17 protein-coding genes are annotated in these 17,556 nt (G+C 70.0%); 8 read left to right on the top strand and 9 right to left on the bottom strand.

The window, feature by feature from the left end; all coding sequences use genetic code 11:
* Positions 1-114 precede the first annotated feature (114 nt).
* The 4 genes from ACRX5W_RS31605 to ACRX5W_RS31590 all read right to left on the bottom strand — a co-directional run bounded on the left by ACRX5W_RS31605 (position 115) and on the right by ACRX5W_RS31590 (position 2,336).
* The gene (locus ACRX5W_RS31605; RefSeq protein WP_436791827.1) at positions 115-465 is read right to left on the bottom strand and encodes a helix-turn-helix domain-containing protein; all 351 of its coding nucleotides are present in this window, start codon (positions 463-465) and stop codon (positions 115-117) included.
* Between the two features lie 2 nt (positions 466-467).
* Positions 468-734 carry a type II toxin-antitoxin system RelE/ParE family toxin gene (locus ACRX5W_RS31600; RefSeq protein ID WP_436791826.1) on the bottom strand — a complete coding sequence of 89 codons (267 nt, stop codon included), beginning with the start codon at positions 732-734 and terminating at the stop codon, positions 468-470.
* Positions 735-994: 260 nt separating this feature from the next.
* Positions 995-1,834, bottom strand: coding sequence for an SDR family oxidoreductase (locus ACRX5W_RS31595; RefSeq protein ID WP_436791825.1), 840 nt, complete (start codon positions 1,832-1,834; stop codon positions 995-997).
* A 46-nt stretch (positions 1,835-1,880) separates the two neighbouring features.
* Complete coding sequence (locus tag ACRX5W_RS31590; protein WP_436791824.1) at positions 1,881-2,336, bottom strand: VOC family protein; 456 nt, start codon at positions 2,334-2,336, stop codon at positions 1,881-1,883.
* 325 nt (positions 2,337-2,661) lie between these two features.
* Here ACRX5W_RS31590 and ACRX5W_RS31585 point away from each other — a divergent pair, with 325 nt between their 5' ends.
* On the top strand, positions 2,662-3,666 hold the full coding sequence (locus tag ACRX5W_RS31585; RefSeq protein WP_436791823.1) for a Gfo/Idh/MocA family protein: 1,005 nt from the start codon (positions 2,662-2,664) through the stop codon (positions 3,664-3,666).
* Between the two features lie 160 nt (positions 3,667-3,826).
* On the opposite strand, the gene ACRX5W_RS31580 is transcribed toward ACRX5W_RS31585, so the two are convergent.
* From ACRX5W_RS31580 to ACRX5W_RS31560, 5 genes are all read right to left on the bottom strand, one after another.
* The gene (locus ACRX5W_RS31580) at positions 3,827-4,579 is read right to left on the bottom strand and encodes an SDR family NAD(P)-dependent oxidoreductase (protein WP_436791822.1); all 753 of its coding nucleotides are present in this window, start codon (positions 4,577-4,579) and stop codon (positions 3,827-3,829) included.
* A 198-nt stretch (positions 4,580-4,777) separates the two neighbouring features.
* On the bottom strand, positions 4,778-5,110 hold the full coding sequence (locus ACRX5W_RS31575; RefSeq protein WP_436791821.1) for a hypothetical protein: 333 nt from the start codon (positions 5,108-5,110) through the stop codon (positions 4,778-4,780).
* A gap of 83 nt (positions 5,111-5,193) precedes the next feature.
* Positions 5,194-6,378, bottom strand: a complete 1,185-nt coding sequence (locus ACRX5W_RS31570) for an NAD(P)/FAD-dependent oxidoreductase (RefSeq protein WP_436791820.1) — start codon at positions 6,376-6,378, stop codon at positions 5,194-5,196.
* A 5-nt stretch (positions 6,379-6,383) separates the two neighbouring features.
* On the bottom strand, positions 6,384-8,066 hold the full coding sequence (locus ACRX5W_RS31565) for a thiolase C-terminal domain-containing protein (protein ID WP_436791819.1): 1,683 nt from the start codon (positions 8,064-8,066) through the stop codon (positions 6,384-6,386).
* Positions 8,067-8,119: 53 nt separating this feature from the next.
* Positions 8,120-8,842, bottom strand: coding sequence for an enoyl-CoA hydratase/isomerase family protein (locus tag ACRX5W_RS31560; RefSeq protein WP_436791818.1), 723 nt, complete (start codon positions 8,840-8,842; stop codon positions 8,120-8,122).
* A gap of 94 nt (positions 8,843-8,936) precedes the next feature.
* On the opposite strand from ACRX5W_RS31560, the gene ACRX5W_RS31555 reads away from it, so the two are divergent.
* The 7 genes from ACRX5W_RS31555 to ACRX5W_RS31525 all read left to right on the top strand — a co-directional run bounded on the left by ACRX5W_RS31555 (position 8,937) and on the right by ACRX5W_RS31525 (position 17,531).
* Positions 8,937-10,475 (top strand): AMP-binding protein, encoded by a 1,539-nt coding sequence (locus ACRX5W_RS31555; RefSeq protein WP_436791817.1) that lies wholly within the window; start codon positions 8,937-8,939, stop codon positions 10,473-10,475.
* A 35-nt stretch (positions 10,476-10,510) separates the two neighbouring features.
* Entirely contained in the window at positions 10,511-11,698 is a 1,188-nt protein-coding gene (locus ACRX5W_RS31550; RefSeq protein ID WP_436791816.1) for an amidohydrolase family protein, read from the top strand.
* Positions 11,698-13,140 carry a FadD3 family acyl-CoA ligase gene (locus ACRX5W_RS31545; RefSeq protein WP_436791815.1) on the top strand — a complete coding sequence of 481 codons (1,443 nt, stop codon included), beginning with the start codon at positions 11,698-11,700 and terminating at the stop codon, positions 13,138-13,140. Before ACRX5W_RS31550 ends, ACRX5W_RS31545 begins: the two co-directional genes overlap by 1 nt.
* Positions 13,141-13,438: 298 nt before the next feature.
* Positions 13,439-15,019: a methylmalonyl-CoA mutase family protein gene (locus ACRX5W_RS31540; protein ID WP_436791814.1), complete on the top strand. Its 1,581-nt coding sequence runs from the start codon at positions 13,439-13,441 to the stop codon at positions 15,017-15,019.
* Entirely contained in the window at positions 15,019-15,420 is a 402-nt protein-coding gene (locus ACRX5W_RS31535) for a cobalamin B12-binding domain-containing protein (RefSeq protein WP_436791813.1), read from the top strand. The genes ACRX5W_RS31540 and ACRX5W_RS31535 overlap by 1 nt, the downstream gene beginning before the upstream one ends.
* Before the next feature lie 126 nt (positions 15,421-15,546).
* Positions 15,547-16,491: a TIGR03564 family F420-dependent LLM class oxidoreductase gene (locus ACRX5W_RS31530; RefSeq protein WP_436791812.1), complete on the top strand. Its 945-nt coding sequence runs from the start codon at positions 15,547-15,549 to the stop codon at positions 16,489-16,491.
* Positions 16,488-17,531 (top strand): CaiB/BaiF CoA transferase family protein, encoded by a 1,044-nt coding sequence (locus tag ACRX5W_RS31525; RefSeq protein ID WP_436791811.1) that lies wholly within the window; start codon positions 16,488-16,490, stop codon positions 17,529-17,531. The genes ACRX5W_RS31530 and ACRX5W_RS31525 overlap by 4 nt, the downstream gene beginning before the upstream one ends.
* The last annotated feature ends 25 nt before the right edge of the window (positions 17,532-17,556 follow it).

The raw sequence follows: 17,556 nt of genomic DNA, 5'->3' as shown, positions 1-17,556 counted from the left end.
TCCGGCCTTACCTTCGGGACGGCTGGACAACGCCCTCGCCCTTGATCGATCTCATGGACGTCGCAGGTTCTCCGGCAGGGTGGGTGCGAGAGATGCGGCATCGGTGTGCCAGGGTCAGGCGGCCACACCGCCATGGCTACCGCCGGCGGGCATACGCAGGGTGTGGTCGCCGAAGTCAGCAACCAAATCGAGTCGCCCACCCAACGCCTCGACGTAGCGAGCGACCACATCGAGTGTGGCGACCTCACCGTTTTCGATCTGGGACACCCGCGCCACGCTGATCCCCATGCGGGCAGCCACCTCACGTTGTGCCAGACCATAGCTCTTGCGAGCTGCGGCAAGCTGTCGCCCGCGAGCCTCGGCCAGCAGACGCCGAGCCCCAGCCCTCACCTCGGTCGGATCTGCACCGGCCGCGTACAACTGCTGCTCCAGGTCCTCCCAGTCCTGCGGCGTCTTCTTCGGCATCGCTAGCTCTCCGTCTCCTCGGTGTAGTCCCGGTACAGCCGTTCCGCGACCGGAATGTTCTCCCGATACCAGCGCTCCCAGTTTCCTGCCTTGTCCCCGCCGAGAAGCAGCAACGCGGAACGCGTCGGATCGAACGCGAAGATGATCCTGATCTCGGATCGGCCCGCCGACCCCGGCCGCAGCTCCTTGAGGTGATGCAGGGCCGTACCCTTCAGTCGATCGACCAGTGGTCTCCCAAGAGTCGGACCGCCCTCCCGCAGCGCGGCCACGGCTTGGGCCACCTGCACGGCCGACGCCAGGTCGTTCTTGATCAGAACGCCAAACCAGACGGCTACTCCTCGGTGACCTTGATTAGCCAGCTCAACACTGCTCCTGCCTGTCACCGCAATGTTAAGAAATCCCTTGAATATCTCGCAAGCTTGGGACTTACTCGCGGCTGGAGGCGCGTTCACAACCACCGATTCACCACCGCCCGGTCACCGGAGCGGTCGCCGTCCGTTGTGCGGTGGGCGGCGACCGCCGGCCTGTCTCAGCGCAGCGAGCCCGCTCCGGTGTGGATGGCCGCGCAGACGCCGCCGTCCACGAGAAGGTCGATTCCGTTGACGAACGAGGCCTGGTCGGACAGGAGGAACGCCGTTGCCGCGGCGACCTCTTCGGCGCGGCCCTCGCGGGCGAGGGGGGTGGCGCCGGTGAGTTTGCCCAGGGTCGGGTTGTTCGCCGCTTCCTGCCGGCCCTGCGGGGTGTCGATGACGCCGGGGGAGACCGAGCAGATGCGGGCGCCCTGCGGGCCCAGGCGTACGGCCTCGTGGCGCACGAAACGGTGGACGCCGCTCTTGGCGACCGAGTAGGCGATCCCGGTGTCCTCGACGGCCGGTCCGACCGCCTCGCGGATGCGGTCGAGGAAGTCCTTCTCCAAAGGAGCGTCGAGGACCTTCTGTACGGCGGGGTCCGACGCCGGGCCGCCGAGCAGCGGGGCCATGGAGGCGAAGCACACCGTCGCGGTGCCGGTCGTGGCCAACGGGCGCAGGGCTTCCGCGAGCAGGGCGGTCCCGATCAGGTCGACGGTGAAGATGCGGCGCCAGTCGGCCATCGTGGGGGAGATGCCCGCGGCGTGTGCGACGGCCCGCAGCGTGCCGAGCCCGGACACGCGGTCGGCGAGCCGGGCCAGGGCGTCGGTGTCGGTGATGTCGGCCACGAACGGCTCGGCACGGGTCCCGGGTGACGCGGCCGACAACTCGCGCGCGGCCTCGGTGGCGGTGGCCTCGTCCAGGTCGACGAGCAGCAGCACGTCCACGATCTCGGGGAGCCGCCGCGCGCACTCCAGGCCCATGCCGCGCCCGCCGCCGGTCACCACTCCTACGTTCGTCACACCTTCGTCCCTTCGTTGGATCGCCGTCGTCTCGCGGTCGTCGTCGTCACGAGGCGGCACGGGGGGTCTGCCAGCACATCTCCAGGCCCGGCTGGGATGCCCGGTTCACCAGTTCCACCAAGAGGCCCTTGGCGTTGCGCAGGAACGCGAACGACATCTCCCCGTCGGCGCCGACACGGGTGGCTTCGACCGTGTAGCCCTTGGCGGCGAGTTCCGCGCAGTCCGCAGCCACGTCGTCGGACCAGTAGCCGAGGTGGTGGACCCCGGCTTCCGCGGGCTCCCACAGGGTGCCCGGCGTGCTGCGGATGACCTCCACGCGCGGGGTGCTCATCGAATAGACGGCGAGGAAGTCCACCACCACCTCGCCGGTGGGCACCGTGACCGTTGTGGAGGTGCCCATGTCCATGCACCACTCGTAGCCGAACGCGTCGGAGAGCTCGGCGAGGGTCGCCTCGAAGTCGTCGGCGACGATCCCGGTGTGGAACTGGTCTTCCGCCTTCATGGGCCGACCGCCATTTCGCCCGGCCGCGGGCGCGGCGGCGCTACGCGGCAGAATGTTGTTCTCTCGGATAAGAATGGATGTTCTCACGCGTGGAGAGGGGGTGCAATGGCCCGCCCGTGCGGTGCCGGGAGGGCAACAGATGGCAACCGGTTGCCGCAGGCGATGGGCGCGGGCTGGAATGCTGCGGTCAGCCACCACCGGTCGACCCGGCGTCGCCCAGGCGAGGACCGACGGAACACGTACCGGTATCCGGCATCCTCGTTCTCTCGCCCCCGGACGGATCCCCGTGCGCCGGCACACGCCCCCACGCGCGGAGGAACCCGAAATGACAGGTCGGCACGACGAGTTCGGCTGGGGCATCGCCGCGACGGGCTCGATGGCCCGGACCATCGGGGCGATCATCGGCGGCGAACCCGGCATGCGGGTGGCCGCCGTGGGCTCCCGCGATCCGCGACGCGCGCGGGAACTCGCCGACCAGGTCGGGGCGTCGCAGGCGTACGGATCGTACGCCGAACTCGTCCGCGACCCCGGCGTCGACGCCGTCTACATCGCCACCCCGCCCGCACAACACCGGTCCGTCGCCGAACTCGCCTTTGCGGCAGGGAAAGCCGTGCTCTGCGAGAAACCGCTCGCCGCGACACTCGCGGACGCCACCGCGATGGTGAAACAGGCCCAGACCGCAGGCGTGTTCTTCATGGAAGCGATGTGGATGCGGTTCAACCCGGTCATCCGCCGCGTCCAAGAGACCGTCGCCCGAGGCGACATCGGAGAAGTACGCTCCATCACCGCGTCGTTCGGCTTCCCCCAGCCGTTCGACCCCGCGCATCGCCACTGGGACCCCGCGCAGGGCGGAGGAGCGCTGCTCGACCGCGGCATCTACCCGGTCGCGCTGGCGTACCTCCTGCTCGGCGAACCCGAAACGGTCCATGTGACCGGGGCGTTGGCCGAGACGGGCGTGGACTCCGAGGTGGCGTTGATGATGACCTGGCCCGGCGGCGTCCGCGCGCTGCTGGAGACCTCGTTGGTCAGCTCGTTGCCGACGAGCGCGTCCGTCTCGGGAACACTCGGGCGCATCGACATCGACCCGCCGTTCCACGCCACGAGCCACATGACCGTGCGCAGGCACCCCGACGTCGAGGAGTTCCGCATCGAGAGCCCGAAGGAAGCCCTTCTCGGCGAACTCCGCGAGACCCGCGACTGCGTACGGCAGGGACGGACCGAAAGCACGCTCATGCCGTTGGACGCGACCGTGGCCGTGCTGAGGCTCCTGGAGGACGCCCGCGAGGCGTTGGGCGCGGTCACGTTCCCCACCGACGCGGCGACTCGCTGACGCGCCGGGGCACGCCGCGCGTGTTCGCGCCGGGGCGGGATGGCCGAGGACACCTCCCCAGGCCGCATCGCACGTCTCTGCGCCGGGGCAGGATCGTCGAGGTCTGCAAATCCCCTGCACACAGGGGGACTTGCAGCTCGGCATGTCGGAGTTCAGGCGCTCATGTGGTCAGCCAGCCGCCGTTCACGGAGACCGTCTGGCCCGTCACCCACGAAGCTTCCTGCGAAGCGAGCCACAGCACGGTCGGTGCGATGTCGTCCGGCGTGCCGGTGCGCCCCGCCGGGTAGCCGCGGGCGAGTTTTTGCAGGACCTCGGGGGGCGTCTCGGCCGGGGGAATCGTGCCCAGGGAAACGCAGTTGCTGGTGATTCCCGCGCGGCCCACCTCGGTGGCGAGGCAGCGGGAGAAAGCCGCCGCGGCGGCTTTCGCGGCGCCGTACACGGCCAGGCCGGGCATACCGGCGCGGGCGGAGTCGGACACGATGTGGATCAGGCGGCCGTAGCCCTGGTCGCGCATGTGCGGGAGCACCGCGTGGGTGCAGTGCAGGACGGCCATGACGTTGAGCTGGATCAGCGGGGACCAGTCCTCGGGCGACGTGTCGCCGAACTGCGCGCCCCACTTGGAGCCGCCCGCCGGGATGCCCGCGTTGTTGACGAGGATGTCGACGGGGCCGAGGAGTTCACCCGTCCGTCGGACGATGGCTGCCACCGTCTCGGGGTCGGTGATGTCACCGGGTACGGCCGCGGCCTTGCCGCCGGCCGCGATCAGGGCCTCGGCGGTCTCCTCGGCGCGTCCCCGGTCGATGTCGTTGACGGCGACGGCCGCTCCGGCCTCGGCGAGGACTTCGGCGATGCGGCGGCCGACGTGCCGTCCTGCTCCGGTCACCAATGCGGTTCGCCCGTGGAGTTCGAACATGGAGAAACCCTTCCGGTTTGCCTGGCGGCGGGAGTCTCACCCGCAGGGCAGCGAACAGCGCCGCGCGGCCGGGAGCTGAGCCGCGCGGCGGCGAATCCGGGCCGGTCCTCGAACCCGCGCCGGAGGACCGCGCAGCGCGGGGCTGCACGACGCGGCGAGGCGGGTTCGAAGACCGGCCCGAGGGGGTTCCGCGGCCGGTCAGGCCTCGGCACCCGCAGTGGGGTCGTACGCGCCGATGAGCTTCAAGACGCGCATGTTCGGGTTCACGTCCATGGCGACCGCGTCGGACATCGTGAATCCGGCGGCGGCCTTCCGCACCTCGGTGATGATCGCGTCGAGGTCGTCGGCCTCCAGTTCGTACAGCGTCACGAACGGGCCTTTGCCGTTCGTCGGGGCGAACCGGCGGGCCGAGACGACGCCCGGCAGGGCGGCCATTTCCGGCAGGTGGGTGTTCTGGTACCAGTCGTGGAAATCGGCTTCGCGCTCCGGCGAAACCGGCATCGACTCGACGTAGAAGACACCTTTGGGCATGCGCAACTCCCGGTCGTGGAACCTGACGGCTGAATTACTCGGATCACCTGGTCGTGCCTGGTCCGGCCCGGGCCCGGCGGTGATTACCGGGCCATGGCCTGTTCGAGCATCTGCTTGCGGTACGGCAGGACCATGGTCGGGGCGTTCCAGCCCAGAACTCCCGTGACCTGCCCGTCCGTTCGGTAGACCGCCGCCCAGCGGCCCTCGGCCGGACCGGGCACGATCTCGATGTCGCTGCCCTCGGCGAGCACACCGTGCGCCTGGATCTTGACCTTGTACTGGTCGGTCCAGAAGTACGGCAGCGGCGCGAACGGCTTGCGTTCGCCACCCGCGAGGTCCTGGAGCAGGTTCTGCGCCGCGGCGCCGCCCTGCTCGCTCGCGTTCGTGCGGTGCTCCAACCGCATGCGGCGGCCGTACCGGGGGTTGACCCACGAGGCGACGTCGCCCGCCGCGTACACGCCGGGTGCGGCACGGCAGAACTCGTCGCACTCGATGCCGTTGCCGATGGTCAGCTCCGAGTCCCGCAGCCAGTCGACGGTCGGTTCGGCGCCGATCGACACCAGCACGCAGTCGGCGTCCAGCACGTTGCCGTCCGACAGCACCACCGCGTCGACCTTGCCGCCGTCGCCGCGGATCGCGTCCACGCCGACACCCAGGCGCAGGTCCACGCCCTCCTCGCGGTGCATGTCGGCGATGATCGCGCCGATTTGTGACCCGACCTGGCGGAGCATCGGCAGCGCGGCCGGTTCGACCACGGTGACGTTGAGGCCGAGGCCGCGCGCGGACGCCGCCACCTCCAGGCCGATCAGGCCCGCACCGACGACGACGAGCCGGGTCCCCGGCACCAGCGCACCGCGCAGGCCCTCGGCGTCGGTGTGGCCGCGCAGTACGTGGACCCCGGCCAGGTCGTGGCCGATCGGCAGGCGGCGCGGGTGCACGCCGGTGGCGATGACCAGGCCGTCGTAGGCGAGTTCGCCGCCGTCGGCCAGGCGCACCCGGCGGCCCGCCACGTCGAGGCCGGTCGCCGCGACGTGCCGCAGAGGCACATCGAGGTCGCGGTACTGCTGCTCGTCGCGCAGCAGCGTCTTCTCCAACTCCCAAGCGCCCGTGAGGACTTGCTTGGACAGCGGCGGCCGGTCGTACGGCAGCGCGGACTCCCCGCACAGCAGGGTCAGCGACCCGGTGTATCCGTCGCGGCGCAGGGTTTCCACCGCCGCGACCCCGGCCGCGCCGCCGCCGACGACGACGATGTCTCGTATCTCAGCCACAGGAGTCAGCTGTCCTTCCGGAACAAGATCGCACCGCTGGGCGTCAGGCCGCCGCTGCTGACCGCGGCCACCTGGGCCCCGGCCACCTGGCGCTCGCCGGCTTCGCCGCGGAGCTGGGTGATGGCCTCGTGGATGAGGCCCATGCCGTGCGTGCGGCCGTGGGAGAGCTGGCCGCCGTGGGTGTTGATCGCGACCACACCGCCTTCTCGGGCGATGTTCTTGCCGCCGTCCAGGAAGTCCTTGCCCTCACCGATACCGCAGAAGCCCAAGGCCTCGATCCAGGACAGGCAGTTGATCGTGAAGCCGTCGTACAGCTCGGCCACGTCGACGTCCGACGGTCGCAGCGACGTGCGCGACCACAGGTGCGCGGCCGGGCCGAGGACCTGCGGCTCGTGGGTGAGCGTGCTCTGGTCCCATTCGAGTCGCTCGATGCTCTGCGTGCCGACGGCCTCGACGCGGATCGGCGGTTTGGCCAGGTCGCGGGCGGCGTCGACGGCGGACACGATCACGGCGACGGAGCCGTCGCACGGAACGTCGCAGTCGTAGAGGCCGAGCGGGGTGGTGATCATCCGGGCCGACAGGTAGTCGTCCATCGTCATCGGGTCGCGGTAGATCGCCGTCGGGTTGACCATCGCGTTCGCGCGCTGGTTGAGCGCGATCCAGCCGAGCGTCTCGCGCGTCGCGCCGTAGCGGTGGAAGTACCGCTGCGCGGTCTGCGCGAGCGTGTGCGCGGCTGAGGTCGCGCCGAACGGCATGAGCCAGCCCGCGGCTCCGGCGCCCGCCGGCGGCTTGATCTTGCCGGCCTTGATGAGTTCGGAGTACGTGGACTCCCACAGCGTGCGGAAGCACAGCACGTGCCGGGCGAGGCCGCTGGAGACCGCGAGCATGGCGGCGATCACCGAGCCGCCGGGCCCGAAGGTCTCCATGCCGCCGTTGTACCAGGTGGGCCGGATGCCCAGGGCCGACTGGAGGGCGGCCACGCCGCCCTCGCCGAAGCCGCCGACGTTGCCGGCGCCGGGGTAGGACGCCAGGCCGTCGATGTCGTCGAGGCTCAACCCCGCGTCGGCGATGGCGCGTTCGCAGGCCTCGACGGTGAGCTGGAGCGGGGGCAGCATGAGGCGGCGCCCGACCTCCGACATGCCGATGCCGCTGATCGCGACCTTGTCCTCGAACTTCTCCGGCGTGACCATCGGGCGGACGTGGCGTCCGAAGTCCTCGGGTTCGATCTCGTCGCGCGGCAGCCCGGCCGGTTCCTCGGGCTGTTCGGCCGCGGGGCGGAACAGGGGAAGCCACGCGCCGTTGTCGTCGTCTTCGCCGACCTTCTCGAAGACGACCTCCATGCGCATGCCCAGCACGAGGTCGTCGGGGTCGCACTCGACGATGTTGGTGGTGAGCCGTACGCGCGGATCGTCCTCGATGGCGACCTGGGCGACGACGTACGGCGAGGGCAGCCCGGGGTAGCCGAAGCGGTGGCTGACGGTGAAACCGATCAGCGTCGCGTAGCCGGACACGACGCGTACCCCGAGCTCATGGCTGCGGCAGACGCGGCAGACCGGCTGCGGCGGGTGGATCAGCGCGGCACACGCCTTGCACGCCTGGAAACGCAGGCGGCCGTCCGCCCCGGAGCGCCAGAAGAACTCCGTTTCCTTGCTGATCACTGGTACGGGGCGCTCGGATCGTCCGGCCACGTCGTCTCCTCAAACAAGCCGAAGTGTTGTTTGTCGCGGGTGATGATGTCGCATTACTTCTTGCTGCGGTTCAGCACCTTGTCGACGGCCGCCCAGTGGTCGTCGGTGACCCACAGCCGCGCGAAGCGGCCGGCCGCGTCCTCGGCGCTCGAACCGCCGCGCATCAGGTGCTTGATCTCGCCCGCGGCCGTGGTGGCCAAGGACTTGGCCAGCGAACGCCAGCCCTCGGGGAACGACTCGCGCGGCAGCACCACGTCGACCAGCCCAAGGCGTTCGGCCTCGGCGGCTCCCATGACCTTTCCGGACCCGGCGAGCATCAACGCCCGCCCCCGGCCGACGAGTTCGACCAGGCGCTCGGCTCCGCCCCAGGCCGGCATGATCGCCAGCGTCGCCTGGGTGAAGCCGATCAGGATGTCCTCGGCGGCCACCCGGATGTCGGCGGCCACCGCGACCTCGGCTCCGCCGCCGAGGGCGTGGCCGTTGAGCGCCGCGATCGTCGGGCCGGGGAAGGCCGCGATGCGGTCGCAGATCCCGCGCATGCGCAGGGCCATCGCGGTCGCGTCTTCCTCGGTGCGGAGCTTGGCGAGTTCCTTCAGGTCGCCGCCGGAGACGAAGGAGCGCTCGCCGCCGCCGGTGATGACGAGGGCGCGCGCACCGGCTGCGTCGTCGAGTGCCTTGTCCAACCCGTCCATGGTGTCCGGCGCGATGGCGTTGCGAGTCTCGGGACGATTGATGGTGATGATCGCCACGCCGTCGTCCAGCTCAAGTTCGACCATCGTCGCGCGCTCCAGAGGGGTATTGGCATTCTCGGTTTAAGAGAACATCATATTCATCGCAGAAATGCCACCATCGACGACCCGGAGCCGCGTGATGCGAACGATCCCCGCCGACCTTGTCAAGCGGTATGAAGAGGAAGGGTGGTGGACGCGCGACACGATCGGGGAGCTTTTGGCGCGCGGCCTGGCGGCGGCTCCGAACACCGAGTTCCGCGTGCATTCGGCGGTCCGCCCGTGGAACGGGACGTTCGCCGACGTCGAATCGATAGCCCGCAGACTGGCCGCCGGACTGCGTTCACGCGGGGTGGGGCCGGGCGACACCGTGGTGTTCCAGCTCCCGAACTGGGTGGAGGCCGCCGCGGTCTTCTGGGCGTCGGCATTCCTGGGTGCGACCGTCGTGCCCGTCGTCCACTTCTACGGCCGCAAGGAACTCGGGTACATCCTGAAGTCCACGAATCCGAAGGTGTTCATCACCGCCGAGAGTTTCGGACGAATGGAGTACGAGCCCGACGTCAGCGCCGGCGTGCCCGTGGTCGGCGTCGTGGGGCGCGACTTCGACGCGCTGCTCGCCGACGAGCCGCTGGCCGGAACCGTCGCGACGGACCCGGACGGCGCTGCCCTCATAGCCTTCACCTCCGGGACCACCCGCGACCCCAAGGGCGTCGTGCACAGCCACCGGACGCTCGGCTGCGAGACCCGGCAGCTCGCCGGCATCTACCCGCCGGACCGGGGCAAGCAGCTCACCGCCGCGCCGGTGGGCCACTTCATCGGCATGGTGAACGCCTTCCTGATCCCCGTCCTGGACGGCACCCCGGTGCACCTGACGGACGTGTGGGATCCGGCACAGGCGCTGGCCCTGATGAAGAGCGACGGCCTGCACGTCGGCGGCGGCGCGACGTACTTCATGACGTCGCTGATCGACCACCCGGACTTCACGCCCGAGCACGTGCCGTTCATGAAGTACGCCGGACTGGGCGGTTCGTCGGTGCCCGCCGCGGTCACCCGCCGGCTCGACGCGCTCGGCATCATCGTCTTCCGGTCGTACGGCAGCACCGAGCACCCGTCGATCACCGGCTCGATGTACCACGCCCCCGTGGACAAGCGTCTTCTCACCGACGGGAACCCGCTGTCGGGGGTGGAGATCCGGCTCGCCGAGGACGGTGAGATCCTGAGCCGCGGCCCCGACCTGTGCGTGGGCTACACCGACCCCGACCTGACCGCATCGGCGTTCGACGACGAAGGCTGGTACCACACCGGGGACATCGGAGAGCTCGACGAGGACGGCTACCTCGCGATCACCGACCGCAAGTCCGACATCATCATCCGCGGCGGCGAGAACATCAGCGCCCTGGAGGTCGAGGAGGCACTGCTGGTCATGCCCGGTGTCGCGGAGGCCGTCGTGGTGTCCGCACCCGACGCCCGGCTCGGCGAACACGCCGCGGCGTTCCTGCGGTTGCTGCCGGACGCGGCGATGCCGACGCTCGACGATGTGCGCGCGCACCTGGAGCGGGTGGGGCTGGCGCGGCAGAAGTGGCCCGAGGAGCTGCACCAGGCAGACGATTTCCCGAGGACCGCGAGCGGCAAGGTCCAGAAGTTCGTTCTCCGACGCAGCGTTGCGGCCGAACAAGAGTGAGAATAGGATTCTCGTAGATAGCGAAGGAGTCTTCCATGCCGATCCGCGAAACGGCCTTCCCGGTCTTTGACGCTGACAACCACCTGTACGAGCCCCAGGAAGCGCTGACCAAGTACCTCCCCAAGGAGTACGAGGGCGCGATCCAGTACGTGCAGGTCAACGGCCGCACGAAGATCGCCGTCCTGGGACAGATCAGCGAGTACATCCCCAACCCCACCTTCGAGGTGGTCGCGCGTCCGGGCGCGATGGAGGAGTACTTCCGCGTCGGCAACCCCGAGGGCAAGAGCCGCCGTGAGATCTTCGGTGAGCCGATGCGCTCGCCGGCGGCGTTCCGGGAGCCGGCCCCGCGTCTTGAGCTCATGGACGAGCAGGGCATCGCGCAGACGCTGATGTTCCCGACGCTGGCCAGCCTCATCGAAGAGCGCATGCGCCACGACCCCGAGCTCATCCACGCGGTCGTCCACGCGCTCAACCAGTGGCTGTTCGAGACGTGGTCGTTCAACTACCACGACCGCATCTTCACCACCCCGGTCATCAGCCTCCCGATCGTCGACAAGGCGATCGACGAGCTGAACTGGGTCGCCGAGCGCGGCGCCAAGGCCATCCTGGTCCGCCCCGCCCCGGTCCCCGGCTTCAAGGGCCCGCGTTCCTTCGCGCTGCCGGAGTTCGACCCGTTCTGGAAGCGCGTCGAGCAGCTCGGTCTCCTGGTCGGCCTGCACTCCTCGGACAGCGGTTACAGCCGCTACGCGAACGACTGGGAGGGCCACGGCAACGAGATGCTGCCGTTCAAGCCCAGCGCGTTCCGCCAGGTCAACGAATGGCGTCCGATCCAGGACGCGGTCGCGTCGTTCGTGTGCCACGGTGCCCTGACCCGCTTCCCCGGCCTCAAGGTCGCCGTCGTCGAGAACGGCGCGTCGTGGGTCGGCCCGCTGCTGAAGAACCTGGCCGACGTCTACAAGAAGATGCCGGACCAGTTCGAGGGCGGCGAGAACCCGGTCGAGGTCGTGCGGCGCAACATCCACATCAGCCCCTTCTGGGAGGAGAACATGGCGGACCTCGCCGACCTCCTGGGCATCGACCGGGTGCTGTTCGGCTCCGACTACCCGCACCCCGAGGGCCTCGCCGACCCGGCCGGCTTCATCGAGGAGATCAAGACCCACGGCCTCAACGAGGCCGACCAGGCCAAGGTCATGGGCGGCAACCTCGCCAGGTTGATGGCGTAATGCAGTGGGACACCATCCCGCAGATGGTGTTGAGCGCGTCCGACCGCTTCGGCGATGCCGAAGCGGTCGTGGACGGCTCGTTGCGGCTCAGCTTCACCGAGCTGGCCGACCGGATCCGCGTGGCGGCGGGTGCCTATGCCGCCAAGGGGATCGAGAAGGGCGACCGTGTCGCGGTTTGGGCGCCCAACTCCGCCGAGTGGATCATCGCGGCGTTCGGCGCGATGACCGCCGGCGCCGTGCTGATCCCGGTCAACACGCGCTTCAAGACCGATGAGGCGCACGACGTCATCCTCCGGAGCGGCGCCAAGGCCGTGATGGTCCAACAGGGCTTTCTCGGCCAGGAGTTCACGGCGCCGCGCGGAGTGCCGGCGATCGACGTCAAGGGGGACTTCCTCAGCTGCGGCACCCCGCTCGTGCGGGAGCTGAGCGGCACCGACATCAGCGACATCATCTTCACCTCGGGGACCACCGGGCGCCCCAAGGGCGCGATGATGAACCACCGGCAGACGCTGCGGGCGTACGCGGAGTGGTGCGACCTCGCCGGGCTGCGCGAGGGCGACCGCTACCTGATGGTCAACCCGTACTTCCACACGTTCGGGTACAAGGCCGGCCTGGTCGCCTGCCTGATCCGCGGGGCCACGATGCTTCCGGTGCCGGTCTTCGATATCGACCGGGTACTGGAACTCGTCGCGAGCGAGAAGATCACCGTGTTGCCCGGGCCGCCGACGCTGTACCACTCGCTGCTGGCCGCGCGGGAGGGCCGCGACCTCGGCACACTGCGGGTCGCGGTGACCGGTGCGGCGGACATCCCGGTCGAGCTCGTCCGGCGGATGAAGAACGAACTGCCGTTCGAGACGATCATGACCGGTTACGGGCTCACCGAGGCCGGAACGGTCACCGCGTCCCGGCCCGGCGACTCGTTCGAGGACATCGCCACGACCGTCGGGACCCCGTGCGACGGGTTCGAGGTGCGCATCGCCGACGACGGCGAGGTTCTGGTGCGTGGCCACGGCGTCATGCAGGGCTACCTCGACGACCCCGTCGCCACCGCCGAGACGATCGACGAGGACGGCTGGCTGCACACCGGCGACCTGGGAACCCTGGACGAGCGCGGGCACCTGAGGATCGTCGGCCGCAAGAAGGACATGTTCATCGTCGGCGGCTTCAACGCCTACCCGGCCGAGATCGAGGGCTTCCTGTTGGAACACCCCGCGGTCCGGCAGGCCGCCGTCATCGGCGTGCCCGACGAACGGATGGGCCAGGTCGGCAAGGCCTTCGTGGTACTGCGCGAAGGAGCGGCCGGGGAAGGCGTGTCGGCGGACGACGTCATCGCGTGGAGCCGCGACCGCATGGCCGGCTACAAGGTGCCGAGATACGTGGAGTTCCTGGACGAACTTCCCTTGAACGCCACCGGCAAGGTGATGAAGGACCAACTGCGCTGACGTACTGTCAGGCGCGCCGCGTCGCCGACTGCCAAGGGCGCGTCGGCCCGGACCGGCCCTCCCGGTCGGAGCGGGCCGCGCGCCCTTCGCCGCTTCTTCCGTGCACAACCGGATCGGCGTCGGCCGCCGCGCAGCCACTGGCGGTCGTCGGTGGTGCCGATTCCATCCCACCTGAACGCGCGCGACCGCCGGCGCGATCCGGAATCACCCGCCACGAGCCGCGTCCGCAGCCGTGCGATCATGTGATTCTCTTATCCGGTATTGGCATTCTCAATACCTGCAAGTACGGTATCCAGTGATGAACGACTTCGCCCAGACCGCATCGGGTCTGCCGCTCCAGCCGGTCTACGGACCCGCCGACCGGCAGGCCGAGCCGCCCGAGCCGGGAAGGTACCCGTTCACGCGCGGCAACTACGCCTCCGGTTACCGGGGGCGCCTCTGGACGTTTCGTCAGTACTCCGGGTTCGGCACCGCGGAGGAGTCCAATTCCCGTTACCGCTACCTGCTGGACCAGGGAGGCACGGGCCTGTCGGTCGCTCTCGACCTGCCCACCCAGTGCGGCTACGACTCCGACGACCCCGAAGTGGGCGAAGAGGTCGGCAGAGTCGGCGTCGCGGTCGACACCCTCGCCGACGCCGAGGTGCTGTTCGACGGCATCCCCCTCGACGAGATCAGCACCAGCTTCACGATCAACGGCACCGCGGCGATCCTGCTGGCGTTCTACGTCGCCGCCGCGGAGAAGAGCGGTGTGCCGAGGGCGAAGCTGACCGGCACCATCCAGAACGACATCCTCAAGGAGTACGCCTCCCGGGGAACGTGGATCTGGCCGCCGGATCCGTCGCTGCGCCTGATCGCCGACACCATCGAGTTCTGCGCGGCCGAAGTCCCGCGCTTCAACGCGATCTCGGTGGCCGGCGCGCACTTTCGCGACGCCGGCGCCAACGCGGTCCAGGAAATGGCGTTCACCCTCGCCGACGGCGTCACCTACGTCGACACCGTGCTGGCGCGCGGCCGGATGACGATCGAGCAGTTCGCGCCGCAGATCTCGTTCTTCTTCTACACGCACGGCGACTTCTTCGAGGAGGTCGCCAAGTACCGTGCCGGGCGCCGCCGTTGGGCGACCATCGTCCGGGAGCGGTACGGCGCGACCGCCGACAAGGCCTCGATGTTCCGCTTCGGCTGCGTCGCGGGCGGCGCCTCGCTGTACGCGCCGCAGGCGCAGAACAACATCGTGCGCGTCGCCTATGAGGCGATGGCGTCGGTGCTGGGCGGCGTCCAGTCGATGTTCACGGCGGCCTGGGACGAGCCGTTCGCCCTCCCCAGCGAGGAGTCGGCGACGCTCGCGCTGCGCACGCAGCAGATCCTCGCGTACGAGACGGGCGTCACCCGCGTCGCCGACCCGCTCGGCGGGTCCTACTTCGTCGAGGCGCTCACCGACGCCACCGAGGCGAAGATCGCCCGGATCATGCAGGACCTCGACGACCACGGCGGCATGGTCCGGGCGATCGAGGACGGCTATCTCCAGGGGCTGATCGCCGACGAGGCGTACCGCACCCACCAGGAGGTCGAGTCGGGGGAGCGCCCGGTCGTCGGCGTGAACCGCTTCGTCAACGAGAGCGAGCCCGCGCCCGACCTGGCGACGTACGAACTCGACGCCGAGGGCCGCGAACGCCAACTCAAGCGACTGGCCCGGGTCAAGGAGGAGCGCGACGGCGCGGCCGTGCGCGACCGCCTCGCCGCACTGAGGCGCGCGGCAGAGGGCACGGACAATCTCATGGGCCCCCTGATCGACTGCGCCAACGCCTACTGCACGGTCGGCGAGATGACGGCCGCGCTGAAGGACGTCTGGGGCGAATTCCAGCAGCCGGTGGTGTTCTGATGACGGCACGTATCCTGATCGCCAAGCCCGGTCTGGACGGCCACGACCGCGGTGCGAAGATCATCGCCCGTGCGCTCCGCGACTCGGGCTTCGAGGTGATCTTCACCGGCATCCGCCAGCGGGTCGAGGACATCGTGTCGATCGCCCTGCAGGAAGACGTCGCGGTCGTCGGGCTGAGCATCCTGTCGGGTGCGCACATGGCGCTGACCGCGAAGACCGTCGAGGCGCTGCGGGCGAGTGACGCGGGCGACATGGCCGTCATCGTCGGCGGCACCATCCCGGCCGCGGACATCCCGCGCCTGCACGAGGCAGGCGCGGCGGCGGTGTTCCCGACGGGGACGCCGCTGGACACCGTCGTGTCCGAGGTCCGCAGACTGACGGGCGCCGCCGCGCCTTCCTGACCGCAGTGCCCGGCCGCACACCCCGACCATCCGTCGGGAGACGCGGCCGAGGGGCGGCTCGCCGCCCGAAGTTCCAAAGAACAACCCTGAGTTCAAACCCCTGGAGGGACAGTGCGGGTCGGCGTCATGATCGGGCCTGAGCGCGGAGACTCCGCGCGCAAGGTCGGCCGGATGATCGAGGATGTTGAGTGGGCCGAGTCCGCCGGGATGGACACCGCGTGGATTCCGCAGGTCCCGTCGGACTTCGACGCGCTGATCGCGGTGGCCCTCATGGGCGCCAAGACGCAGCGCATCGAGCTCGGCACGGCGGTCGTGCCGCTCCAGGCACAGCACCCGATCGCGCTGGCGCGCCAGGCGCTGTCCGCGCAGGCCGCGGCGAGCGGGCGGCTGGTGCTGGGCGTGGGCCCGTCGCACCACTGGATCGTCCGGGACATGCTGGGGCTGCCGTACGACAAGCCCGCCGCGCTGACCCGCGACTACCTGGAGGTCCTGGACTCGGCGCTGCGCGGGCCCGGCGACGTCGATGTCGAGAACGAGACCTACAAGGTCCACAACCCGCTGGGCATCGGCCCGGTGGGCGGCCCGCTGCCGGTCATGCTCGCCGCACTCGGCCCGGTCATGCTGCGGATCGCGGGGGAGCGGGCCGACGGCACGGTGCTGTGGCTGGCCGACGAGCGCGCGGTGGCCGACCACGTCGTGCCGCGCATCACCAAGGCCGCCGAGGAGGCGGGGCGCCCCGCACCGCGCATCGTCGCGGGCATCCCGGTGTGCCTGTGCAAGCCGTCGGAGGTGGACGCGGCGCGCGAGCGTGCGAACCGCATTCTCGGCGAGGCCGAGGTCTCCCCGAACTACCAGCGCCTGCTGGACACCGGGAACGCGAACAACGTCGGCGACCTGGCCGCGGCGGGAGACGAGAACGCCATTCGCGCACGCTTCCAGTCCTTCGCGGACGCCGGGGTGACCGACCTGTCGATCCGCCTGCTGCCCATCGGCGACAACCGTGACGAGCTGATCGCCTCGAAGCGCCGGACACGTGAGGTGGTCGCAGCCATCGCGGCCGAATTCCGGTGACCACGGGGCCGCTCTCGGGGATCCGGATCCTGGAGGTCGGCACCATGCTCGCCGGGCCGTACGCGACGATGCTGCTCTCGGATCTCGGCGCCGAGGTCACCAAGCTGGAGCCGCCGACGGGCGACATCTCCCGGCGGGTGGGTGACGCCTACTTCGCGAGCCTCAACCGGGGCAAGCGGAGCGTCGTCGTCGACCTCACCTCCGAGGCCGGCCAGGCCAAGCTGGGTGAACTCGTGGCCGGCGCCCACGCGTTGCTGGTCAATCTCAAGCCGTCGGCGATTCGCCGCCTCGGCCTGACCTACGACGTGCTGAAGCGCTTCAACGAACGCATCGTCTGCGTCGCGGTGACCGGGTTCGGCATGGACGAAGAGGAAAAACCCGCGTTCGACTACGTCGTGCAGGCCACCACCGGGGTCGCGTCGCTCACCGGCGACCCCGGTGGTCCGCCGACGCTGCCGGGCTATTCGGCCGCCGACAACTCCACGGGGTTGACGGCGGCCTTCGGGCTGTTGGCCCAGATCGTCTCCGGGCGCGGCGGGCAAATCGAGGTCTCGCTCCGGGATGTGATGCTGTCTCAGCTCAACTACCGGGCGTCCGCATACCTCAACGACGGCGCGGTGCCCCAGCGCAGGCGGGGCGGCGCGCACCCGTACTACGTCCCGGCGCAGCTTTTTCCGACGGCGGAAGGGCATCTGGCGCTGTTCGTCACGCACGACGGTTTCTGGGCGTCCTTCGCCGCGGAGGCGGGCATCGCGGGGTTCCCGACGATGGCCGAGCGGGCGGAGCGCCGCGACGAGGTGCTGGAGGCCGTGACGCGCGCGCTGGCCGGTGACACGGCCCGGGGCTGGGAGGCGCGGCTGCTGCCGCTGGGCGTGCCGGCCGCCGCTGTGCGCACGCTGCCGGAGGCCCTCGCGGAGTCGCCGGACGCGATCGTCACGGCCGGCGGGTTCCGGCTGATCGGCAGCCCGATCCGGGTTGCCGGGTACGAACCGGACCATGGGCCGCCGCCTCGTCTGGGCGAGCACGGCGGCCGGCCGTAACCCGGGTGACCACGTTTTGGCCCGA

Origin of the sequence: Yinghuangia sp. YIM S10712 (assembly GCF_051388935.1) — a bacterium.
In the GTDB taxonomy this organism is placed as follows: Bacteria; Actinomycetota; Actinomycetes; order Streptomycetales; family Streptomycetaceae; genus Yinghuangia.
The sequence above is the reverse complement of the archived record's forward strand: the minus strand, read 5'-3'. Positions and strand labels throughout refer to the sequence as shown.